Here is a 10548-nt window from a genome sequence, read left to right on the forward strand (position 1 = left end):
TCGGCGGAGGGCGGGAGACCGCGGAACGGACATCCCTAGAACTTCTTCTTGACGGTGTTGCGGAGGTTCTTGGCCAGCTTGTCCCAGTACGGCTTGGCTCTGGCCTGGTTGAAGCTCCGGTTGGCGATGGCCGCCAGTCCTCCGAGGTAGCCCCGTACCTCCAGCTTCATCCTCCCCTTCTTCTTGAAGAGGTCGAATCCTATCCAGCCTCCCGGCCAGTCCGGGTGCCCTGGCCGGGCACCCAGCTGGAGATAGCTCTTGGTGATGCTGTTGACCTTCACCGGGAAATACATGGAGATGCCGGCGACGACGGGCCGGAGCGTGAACTTCTGGCCCTTCTTGGTGATCTTCCCGGGGCGGCCGGGTATGGGGAAGATGGATTTGAAGTGACTCTTCCAGTAATTGAAGACGCTCTTGTCGCTGGCCGCTGTCTTTCCGAGATCGTAGTTCAGGTAATAGCTGGCGAACCCGTCGACGTCCTGGCAGTTGACGCCGTCGCCGTCGCAGTACACGTAGGCGTTGGCACCTCCACCGTACTCAGGGTCCTGCTGGAGGAATCGGCCGGTTCCCGGCTCGTAGAGCCGGACACCCATGCGGACGTATCCACCGAGGGTGTCGCTCTCCACCTGGGCGCCACCGAGCCAGCCGTACTGGGCCGACGCGGTATTGAGGAGCGGATTGCCGTACTCGTCGTAGCGCAGGACCGACGGGACCTGCGTGGGGTCGAGCGGAAGCTGGACCCCGACGTCACCGTGGAGGTTGGTCAACTGGAGCACCACATCGCCGCCGGCGGCAGTGATCGCCCCCAGGTTTCCGGTGAGGTCCTCCACGTTCCGGCTGATCGTGTCGCCGGTCCTGCTCCACGAAGGGCTTTCTTCGTTGTCGCTGTAGTGGTTGACGACCGTGTCGCCCGCGGCCCATGTGCCGTCGGCGGTGCGCGTCTGGTCCTGTGACCGGCCGAGCCGGCCCGCCGCGTCGAGGTCCCAGACCTTGCGGCGTTCGCCGCTGGTCTCGGTCCGGACCAGGTTGTTGACGAAGTAGGACAGCTCGGTGCCGCCGCTGGTCAGCGTCCGGCCGAAGGCGTCGTAGGTGCGGGCGCCGCCCGTGAGCCGGTCCGCCGAGTCGTAGGCGTACGGGACCATTTCGGTCCGGGTGTCGTCGGTGGTGCTGTCGCAGTCGTCCGTACGGGTCGTCAGCTTGGTGCGGTTGCTGTTGGCGTCGAACTCGTAGTCGCGGCTGACACAGGAGTCGGCCGTGCTGTCCGCAGCCTTCACGAGGCGTCCCACGCCGTCGTAGGAGTACTGGCTTCGGACGGAGATGCCGTCCGACTGCGTATGCCCGGCCTGCCGGGCGTGGACGGTGAACTGCGCGGAGTCCGCGAGAACGACTTCTCCGGCGCGCGTCGTGTACTCCTTGCTGACGGGCACCCCTGCCGTGTTGGAGACCACGGAGAGCGTGTAGCCGCCGGGCAGGGTCTGCGTGGTGAGGTTGCCGTCGATGTCGTAGGCGGCGGTGAAGGTGCCCGCGACCGAGTCGGTGATCTCTCGCGGCCGGTCCGCCGCGTCGTACGCGTACGTCGTGCTCGAAGGCGCCGAGTCGGTGACCTTGGTGACCCGGTCCCGGCTGTCGTACGCAGTCGTGGTGGTGTTCCCGGCTCCGTCGCTGTAGGCGATCACGCGGCCGAGGGCGTCGTAGCGGTACGTGATGGTCCGCCCGCCCGAGGACTTGCTCGCGATCTGTCCGCTCACCGCGTCGTACGTGGTCAGCGTGTCCGGTACCGCTTCGCCCTCACCGCTGACGCCGGAGGCGACGACGCGGCCGGCCTTGTCGTATTCGACCGTGACCTTGCGGGTGACCGAGCCGACCGACTCGATCCGGGTCGCCTGTCCTCCCCAGCGGTTGTAGGTGTACACAGTGGTGGCGAGTGCGTTCGGGTTGGCACCGCCGTTGGTGATGGCGGCTGCGGGTTCCGTCCGGCACAGCAGCCCCGCCCATTCGGTTCTTCCCGCACACGGTCCGGTGCCGGTGGCGGTGTAGTACTGGTAGCGCAGCGTCCCGGCGTCCTTCCCGTTCGAGGCGGGAAGGCTGGTGGTGATCAGCCGGCCCGCGTCCGTGTAGCCGGACTTGGTGGTCACCGCCGCCCCGAGTGCGTCCTCCGTGCTGGACGTCTCCTCGCCGGTGGACCAGTTGTAGGTGCTCCTGCTGACGACCGCGTCGGCGTCGGTGGTGAAGCCCTCGATGGACGCTCCGACGACAGAGGAGGTGATGACGTCCTGCACGGCCGCGTCGGCCGGGCGTCCTTCGTCGTACCGGAACGAGGTGTGGGCCCGAGCCAGCACCGTGTCCCCGGGCGCGAGCACGTCACCGACCCCCTTGACCAGCACGATCTCGTGGACCGGGCCGTAGGTGTCGGTCAACCGCTGGTTGCCCGGGTCGAAGGAGGAGACGGTCGACAGCCGCTGGGCCCTTTCCGCCGTGCCGAGTTCGGCCAGCCCCAGCGATGCCAGCGTGTCCGCTGCCGTGGCCGTGGTTCCCAGTGCGAGGGCCCGGTTGCCCGCCGACAGTTCGGCGACGGTGTGCCCGTACTCGTCGTACTCGGTGGTCGTGATGGCGCCGCCGGGTTCCGCGGTATTGGTCTCCTGGCCGTTTGCGTCGATGTACGAGATGCTCGCGTGCTGGTACGCGTCCTTGGACAGGTCCTCTCCGTTGCTGGAACCCGGCGCGGTTCCCGGCGGGAAGATCGCGGTCGCGTCGGTGGGGGCCGCGTCCTGGCCCCATGCCGCCACTGCCGTCTGGTTCATGGCGTGCGGTGCGCGGGCACCCGACAGCGGTACGCCGTACACGATCGTGGTGGCGGCGGTTCCCGAGGTCTCCGTCGCCGACCCTTCGCTCAGGGCCGGACGGGAAGCGCCGAGCAGCATGCCCTCCCCGGCGATCGCGGCCGGACCGGCGCTGCCGTAGGTGAATGTCCAGGGGAGCCGGCCGGACTCGTTGAGGGTACGAACGCGCCCGTCGGAGTCGTAGGTGTACTCGGTCCTCTGTTCGGCAGGCAGCCTCGGGTCCCACACCTGGCGCAGCCGGCCGGACGCATCGTAGGCGTAGCGCGCGACCGTTTCCTCGCTCGCCTTCGCCGCGTTGGCGTCGGTGGCCCAGAGTCTGATGGACGACACCTGGTCCTTGTAGTCACCCAGCACGGTGCCAGCGGCTTTGGTCTCCCCGGCGTAGACGAACTCGATGACGCGGCAGCCCTTGGTGGAGGGGGTGGTCCGGCAGACGTCGGCCGGGACGGCTTCGTTCGGCGATACGACGCTCCGCGGACGGGAGAGTGTTCTGCCGGCGGCCGAGATCTCCTCCGAGAACGTGACAACGGCCGAATCGTCCACCGCCGACGCGCTCGACGAGACGATCCAGTTCGACGCCTTCTCGCTGAGACGCTTGAACACCGTCACGTTCGCATCGGTGTCCCGCAGGGTGAAGGTGCCCGTGAACGCCCCCGTCAAGGAGAGTGATTCGGCGCCCTTCTCCGGCTTCCACCCACCGCCCGCCACAGCGGTGAAGGCGACGGAGGATCCGTCGGCGGAGAGCAACTGCAGTGCCGTGGCTGAGGACTTGATGAGTTGCGTGTACTCGGCTCCGCTCGTGGCCGCCGTCACCGACGAGAGCCATCCGGGGCCGAAGATCTGTGCCAGTCCTTCCTCCTCGGACTCGTTCTTGCGGGAGGAGTACGTCCTGGCGACCGACGTGTCGAATGCCGTCGCATCGGTGTTGGACAGCTTGTAGTTGCCGGTCAGCAGATTGAGGGAGCCGGGGCCGACCGCGCCCGCCGGAGCGCTTCCGGCGTCTCGGTCGAGCGTGGTCCCGACGGTCTGGGAATAGCCCTTGCGGCTCCCGTCGGTGAATACGGCCCGCAGCTCGATCACGCCGTCCGAGGCCAGCGATTCGGCCGCGTCCCACACCAGGCCGGTGGAGCTTCCCCCGGTGACCTTGGCGGGCCAGGCGGAGAGCTTGCCGTCGGCGGTGGCCACGTACTGTGCGGGCACGACATGCCAGGGGTCCTCGGGTCCGCGGCGGTACTCCCACGTCACCCCGGTGTAGGACGTGAGCCCCTTGGCCGCGAGACGGTAGCGGCGAGCCGCGCTGTCACCTTCGTGCGGCGACAGCACCGCTGCCCCGTCCGCACCGACGCCGAAGGCGTATTCGGCCGGGTTGCCGGGGGAGATGTTGCCGCCGGAGTCGACGGTTCTGGCGTACAGGGTGTGCCAGCCGTTGGCGGGCTTGACCGTGACGGTCAGCGGATCACCGCCGTTGCCGTCGACCGTGTCGTTGATCCGGTTCGGGACCTTCGGGTCGTCGAGTCCCCAGAGATAGCCCTGCCCGTCGGTCGAGGTGGTGTCCAGGACGCACTCGGCGCCGTCGGGGTCCTTGTCGCTCCAGGTGTCCTTGGCGTAGGGCTCGCACTCGATGCGCGGTGCCGCGGGCAGCCCGGTGTTCATGACGAAGGCGGTGTATCCGGTCCAGTCGCCGTAGACGGTGCCGTCGTGGCCGCGCACCCTGTACCGCAGATGCGAACCGGCCGGGAACGCGGACGCGGTCGGGATCGTGATGCTCGCTGTGCCACCCGATGCCACGGCCGCGCTCGTCGCGGTGTACGTGTAGCTTCCGGCGTCCTTGTAGGCCGGGTCGGGGGTGACCTCGAACTGGCCCTTGACCGAACCGGCCTCGGGGTCGGTGAGCTTGGCCGACAGCCTGGGCGTCAGCGAGGTGACGTAGCGCTTGCCGTTGTACGCGTTCACCGTCGAGGGGGAGATGGCGGTACCGCTGGGCTTGGTCGGATAGGAGTTGTACGTCACCGAGATGTAGGGCGTGCCGGACGCCGCGTCACCGGAATGGAAACGCTTCCAGCCCTGTGCCTTCTCCTCGTCGGTGGCACGGATCCCCAGATGATGGGTGGTGGCGGTGTGATCGGCCCACAGCTGCACCATGGAGGTGATGTCCGCGCTCACCCAGCCGGCGGCGCAGCCCGACGCCCCCTTGGTGGCGGTGGAGGTGGCGAACTTCTCCATCCAGGTCGGCTGCGCGGTCCACCGGGAACCTGTGGTCACCGTGCCCGAGCGCCATACTTCCCAACTGCCCGAACCCGCCGAGTTGCAGGTCCACGCGTGGTGGTTCCACAGGTTCAGCTTCGCGCCGAGGATCTTGCGCCCCTGCACCGAGCCTGTTTTGAACTGCAGGAAGGACCGGGCGATCTGACCGGCTCCGTTGTTTCCGAGCTTGAGTTCGGTGGATGCCGACTGGTCGGTGGTGTAGCCCTGCTGGACGAACGCGTCGAAGGTCGTCCCCAGGTTGACCGCCGGGTCGACGGTCACGGGGAAGACGGTGTCCGGAGCGGCGAGGAACTCCGCGTCGGGAGTGAGGGTCAGGTCCACGTCGTCGCCGCTCTGCGTGACCTTCAGGCCCACGTCGGCGATACGGGTGTGCTCACCGGTGCGAGGGTCGGTGCGTGCGTCCCACATCACTGGAGCCTGCAGCACAGCCGCCTGCTTGCCGGTGCGGGTGTCCACGAAGGACACCGACCGGTCGTCCCCCTCCTTCGCCGTCAGACCCGGCGTGTGGAGGGTGAGGGTGACCGAACCGTTGGCGTCGACGGCGGAACGGTCCTTCAGTTCGAGGGACTGCTCGAACCCGGTGCGGGTGGTTTCCACCACCAGGTCGGTCGCGGTGAGCGCGTCGACGTACCGGGCCCGGGTCCCGTCCAGGACGGGCTGGGGCAGCGCGCCGCGCCAGGAGAGCGTCATCGGCCTGCCGTCGTCGGAGGTCAGGCTGAGCAGCGGGACCGCGGGAGTGTCCTTGTGACCGGGCTCGTGGTCGGAGGCCAGGACGCGTGCGGCCTTCGCGGCAGGCGTCTTCCCCGCCAGCTCCAGGTCCAGGGGATGGGACGCGGCCTCGATCGTGCCGTCGGCGGCCCTGATCAGATCGATGTCGATGTCACGCCAGTTGCCCGCCTCGTCACGGAAGCGCACAGGCCCCGACGAAGTGTCCTCGGTGGTCGAACCATCCGGATTGATCCAGACGGTCGATGTCTCGGTGCGTGCCGAGAGAACCTCGATCCGGCGGTTCTGCAGCCGCGCCGCCAGCGCGGCCGAGGCGGGGTCCTGAGCCTCGGCGGGCCCTTGCCCGGCTGCGGGAGCCGTCTTTGCCGACTGAGTGGGTGCGGACCGGGACAGAGCCACGGCGTTTCCGGCCGAGCCCACGGTGACCACGGCCTCGGCGACCAACAGGGCGGAGGTGGCGAGCGCGATCGCCCGTAGCCGCCGGGATATGAGACGGGACGGGGGCGAAGAGCCCCGTCTGCGTCCAGATGAAACGTTCATGAAGATCCTTGCGTGATGAACGTGCCCACGACAGGCACAAATGATCTTCACATATTGAACACGTAAAAATAAGCCCGCTTGCACAGGTCTGCCCACCTTGTCTCGCAACGAGCCCGACTCGGGGGGATTTTGGGCCGAAATAACCGTCTATCAGGGTGTCTCGAAGGCTTGTTGACCTGAACGCCTCTGCCCCGGCCGCAGCGGTGACGTGGCCGACCGCGTCACCCGCGTACGGGTGGGGCGGTGCCCGGCAGGGGTGTGAGCCGGGTGGTGCGGTGACAGATTCCGCTGGTCAGGGAGGTGGTGAGCGGGGCTTCGTGCGCCCAGTTGACAAGGCGTCGGCTTCGCCGCTCCGCACGGCCGGCAGGTGTTCCGCACGATTCCCGCACTCGGTGCGGTCCGGCCACTTCTCCGCCTGGTCGGCGAAGGCTGGTGTTCGGGCTCGGCGAGTGATCCACGAGGAGTCGAGACATGCCCGGTCGTCCGAGCACGCGTTGACGTTGTAGGCCGTGACCGGCCGGTCATCGCGTGCTGCCCTTGATGTTGCAGCACAGCGAGCCTTCCCCTGCCTCGCGCCATCGGTGCACCTGTCGCGCGCCGGGTGACGGGCCTCGTTGTCGGCAACCCAAGGGATCCCCGTGCCGTCCGCTTCCTCCGATGTATCTGATGTGTCCGATTCCGGTCGGCCTGTTCCTTCAAGTCTGTGGCGGGACGGCGACTTCCGTAGTCTCTGGCTGGGGCAGACGGTCTCCCAACTAGGCGAACACGCAAGCCTGTTGGTGTTGCCGCTCTTCGCCGTCCTGACACTGGGCGCCGGGGCCGGCCAGTTGGGCGTCCTTCGCGCGGTGGGGCAGGCGCCGGTCCTGTTGCTCTCGCTGTTCGTCGGCGCGTGGGTGGACGGATGGCGGACCCGCACGGTGATGGTGCTGACGGACGCCGGCCGGGCCCTGGCACTGGGCGCCGCCGCGTCGGCGGGCCTCCTCGGCTGGCTCGGCCTGCCCGCGCTGCTCGTGGTCGCCTTCGCCGTCGGGGCCCTGTCCGTGTTCTTCGACGTCGCCTACCAGACCTCTCTCGTACGGCTGGTGAAACGCGATCAGTTGGTGTCCATGGCGCCGCCACCGCACGGGCCTGGGTGCGGGTCGGGTCCCGCGTGAACCGGAACGCCCGAAGCACCTCGGACCGCACGAGAACCACCACCCTCCATCACCCACCGGTGCCAAGTCGCAGCCGACTGTTGGGGGTGGCGCTGACAATCGCCCCAACCTGCACGTCCACGCCGAACGCCCCAGGCATCGCTGAACAACGGTCCGCCCCGCCCGGCCGACCCGCTCGTCGGCCGGCCGCTCAAGGGCACGAGCCCGGCTGACGTCGGCCGAAGACGCCGTCTCGTCCCGGTACGCGCCGCGCATTCGCGCGGGGCCGAGTGCCTTCACCTGGGCCGGGGGCGGGCATGACGGGAACGGCCTTTGCGGTTGTGGGGGCTGTGCGCCCCCGGAACAGCGCGCCCGTGGTGCGGAAGCGGGACTCCGGAGTGACGTCGGCGGATGCACCGGGCGAACGGCAGCCGCTCTCCGGCAGGGTTCGGCCCTGCCGGCGCAGCCTCCGGGTGGGAACCCGGGCTGGTCACTGCCCTGTTGGCGGGCTCAAGTATTCGTTCTTCCGTAGGTCGGGTGTGCGACTAGGGTCGGCCCCTACTGGCCGACATCTGGAGTGTGCATGGTGAGAACAGTTTCGGGCGCGGTCTCGCTCGCCCTGGCCGGAGGGCTTGCCGTGACGGGCATGCTGGCCGGAGCGGCGACGGCCTCGGCCGCCGTGGGGCCGGGGGAGAGCTCCGTCGGCGCGCAGGCGTGGACGCACGTGTCCAAGAAGTCTCCGAATCGCTCCTACTGGAACGCCGCCGGCGATCTGCGCGTCGGCAACGAGGGCGCCGCCGGGGGCCTGTCCCGCTCGTACGTCCAGCTGGACACCACCGCGCTCAAGGGCGCCACGGTCTCCAGGGCGACCTTCCGGATCAGCAACACGGGCGCGGCCTCCTGCACGGCCAAGCCGGTCGAGCTGTGGAGCACCGGCGCCATCTCGGCGAAGACGACCTGGAAGGACCAGCCTGCCAAGCGCGTGAAGCTCGCCACGGCGAAGGCGGCCGAGGGTCCCGGCGGCTGCCCGGCGGGCGAGCTCGAATTCGATGCGACCGCACTGGTCAAGGAGGCGGCGGACGGCCTCGGCTCCGTCACCGTGGGTCTGTTCGCCGCGAACGAGTCCGACACCGCGGCCTGGAACCACTTCGATCCGGCGACCGCGAAACTGGACACCGTCGTGGCCCGGCCCGCGCCGCCGGTGATCAGCTCGCCCGAGTTCCCCGACGCCTCGAACGGCACCCCCGAGCACACCGGCAAGGCCCGTACCCCGGGTACCTTCACCTTCGGCACGGGCGGCGCCACCAACATCGAGAAGATCATCTACTGGTCGGACTGGGACTTCGGCGAGACGGCCGTGGCCCCCGGCGCCGACGCGGTGCTCACCCCGACCTCCTCCGGCCCGCACACCATTTACGCCTACAGCGTCGACAAGGCCGGCAACCGCTCCGACCAGGCCATCTATCGCATCTGGGCGCTCGGCAACGGCGGCGTCCGCGACACCGCCGGCGACCTGAACGGCGACGGCCTGCGCGACCTGTGGAGCCTGGACGCGGACGGACGCCTCCGCTTCTCCGCCGGCCGGGCCGACGGCACCTTCGCCGCCCCCGTCGACGGTGGGGCGACGTTCGCTCCCGGCACCCGGATCGCCATCGGCGGGGACTGGGGTGAGGACGGCTACAACGACCTGCTGGTGCTGGAGTACAACGAGGCACTGAAGGGGAAGCAGCTCAAGGTCGTGCCGAACACCGGCCTCGGCACCGTCCGTTCGCACGATGCCATGCTGCTGGACGTCTTCTGCCCGGTCGCCGACCCGCACCTGGGCTGCTCCAGCGACGATCCGGCGTGGACCGGCAACAACCACTGGGCCGACGCCCAGGACATCGCCGACGCCGGTGACCTCAACGGCGACGGGGAGCCCGATCTGCTGGTCAAGCAGGGCAGCAAGCTCTGGGCGTACCAAGGCAGCCGCTCCGGCTACCTGGACATGGCCGGCGAGCCGGTCCTCGTCGGCGATGGCGGCTGGGACTCGGTCTCCGTCATAGTCCCCGGCGACACCGACGGGGACGGCGCCGCCGACCTGTGGGTGCGCGACGACTCCTCGGGCGACCTGTTCGCCGTGCGGGGGGCCAAGGGCGACGACGGGCAACTCGACCCCGGTAGCTGGGCCACGAGCAACCGGGTGAAGATCGGCTCGGGCCTCGCCCGGTCCGCCTACCCGGCCCTCGTCTCGGCGGGCGACTTCGACCGCGACGGCCGTGCCGACCTGGCAGCCGCCCGCGCCGACGGCACGGCGGTCTGGTTCCGGGGCACTGCAACCGGCATCGACCCGACACCGGTCCCCGTCGGCTGATCCGGCGTTCCCTTCGGCCCCGCGCCGCCGGGAGCGTGTTCGGCACATGGCCGGAACGGAGAACATTCCCGGAGGAACCCCTGGCCGGATCCACCTGCCAGGGGTTCCTTGTGCCTGAGCTGCGGGGAGGCTGCAGGCGGTCAGGGGGCCGGGACCGGCCCGGTTTTGTCACACTGGTCGAGTGCCCGGTACAGCGCCTTCACCAGCCGGGCTCGCCACTGCGCGTGTGCGAGGGTGGTCCGGGAGGCCCCATCCACAGGCGGTGCTCCGCCTCTTGGAGGACCTGGACGCAGCACACCGGTGGCGTAACCGCCACCGGTCGGATCGGACGTCATCGCGCATCCGACTGCCCCGACCACCAACCCGGTGAACCCATGCGGTCACAGCACCAGGGTCTTACGTCTGGATCACGCCGGGCTCGCGGGTCCGGCCTGATCCAAACGAAAACCCCTAGTAGGGCTTTGTTACGTCTCTGGGCAAGGGGCCTTTCTGGTGGTTTCCTGATGGTATGAGGGTGGATGAACTCGCCGTGTGTCGGGGCCGGTTGGAGGAGTTTGCTGGGGAGGTGTTCGCGCCTTTGGCGCGTGCTGACCAGCGAGTGAAGGGCGGCCTTTACCTGCGGGGTCTGCTGCTGGACGGGCGTCGGAAGTCGATGCAGCCGATGGCCGGGCGCCTGGGTGTGGACCATCAG

3 protein-coding genes and 1 pseudogene are annotated in these 10548 nt (G+C 69.0%); 3 read left to right on the forward strand and 1 reads right to left on the reverse strand.

Annotation, left to right across the window (positions count from 1 at the left end):
* Positions 1-35: 35 nt before the first annotated feature.
* Positions 36-6371, reverse strand: coding sequence for a DNRLRE domain-containing protein (locus tag ACFVT1_RS33775; protein ID WP_389802555.1), 6336 nt, complete (start codon positions 6369-6371; stop codon positions 36-38).
* Between the two features lie 632 nt (positions 6372-7003).
* Between ACFVT1_RS33775 and ACFVT1_RS33780 the strand changes: the two are divergent.
* The 3 genes and pseudogenes from ACFVT1_RS33780 to ACFVT1_RS33790 form a co-directional block, all read left to right on the forward strand.
* Positions 7004-7474, forward strand: a pseudogene (locus ACFVT1_RS33780) (MFS transporter); the annotation flags it as partial.
* A 613-nt stretch (positions 7475-8087) separates the two neighbouring features.
* Complete coding sequence (locus tag ACFVT1_RS33785; RefSeq protein WP_389802558.1) at positions 8088-9857, forward strand: FG-GAP-like repeat-containing protein; 1770 nt, start codon at positions 8088-8090, stop codon at positions 9855-9857.
* Between the two features lie 514 nt (positions 9858-10371).
* Positions 10372-10548: transposase (locus tag ACFVT1_RS33790; protein WP_389802568.1), on the forward strand; the 177-nt coding region annotated here is incomplete at its 3' end.

The sequence above is a fragment of the Streptomyces sp. NPDC057963 genome, from assembly GCF_042887155.1.
In the GTDB taxonomy this organism is placed as follows: domain Bacteria; phylum Actinomycetota; class Actinomycetes; order Streptomycetales; family Streptomycetaceae; genus Streptomyces.

Coding starts and splice junctions, on each gene's coding strand:
- ACFVT1_RS33775 (WP_389802555.1), bottom strand. CDS start 6,371: ATGAACGTTTCATCTGGACGCAGACGGGGCTCTTCGCCCCCGTCCCGT.
- ACFVT1_RS33785 (WP_389802558.1), top strand. CDS start 8,088: ATGGTGAGAACAGTTTCGGGCGCGGTCTCGCTCGCCCTGGCCGGAGGG.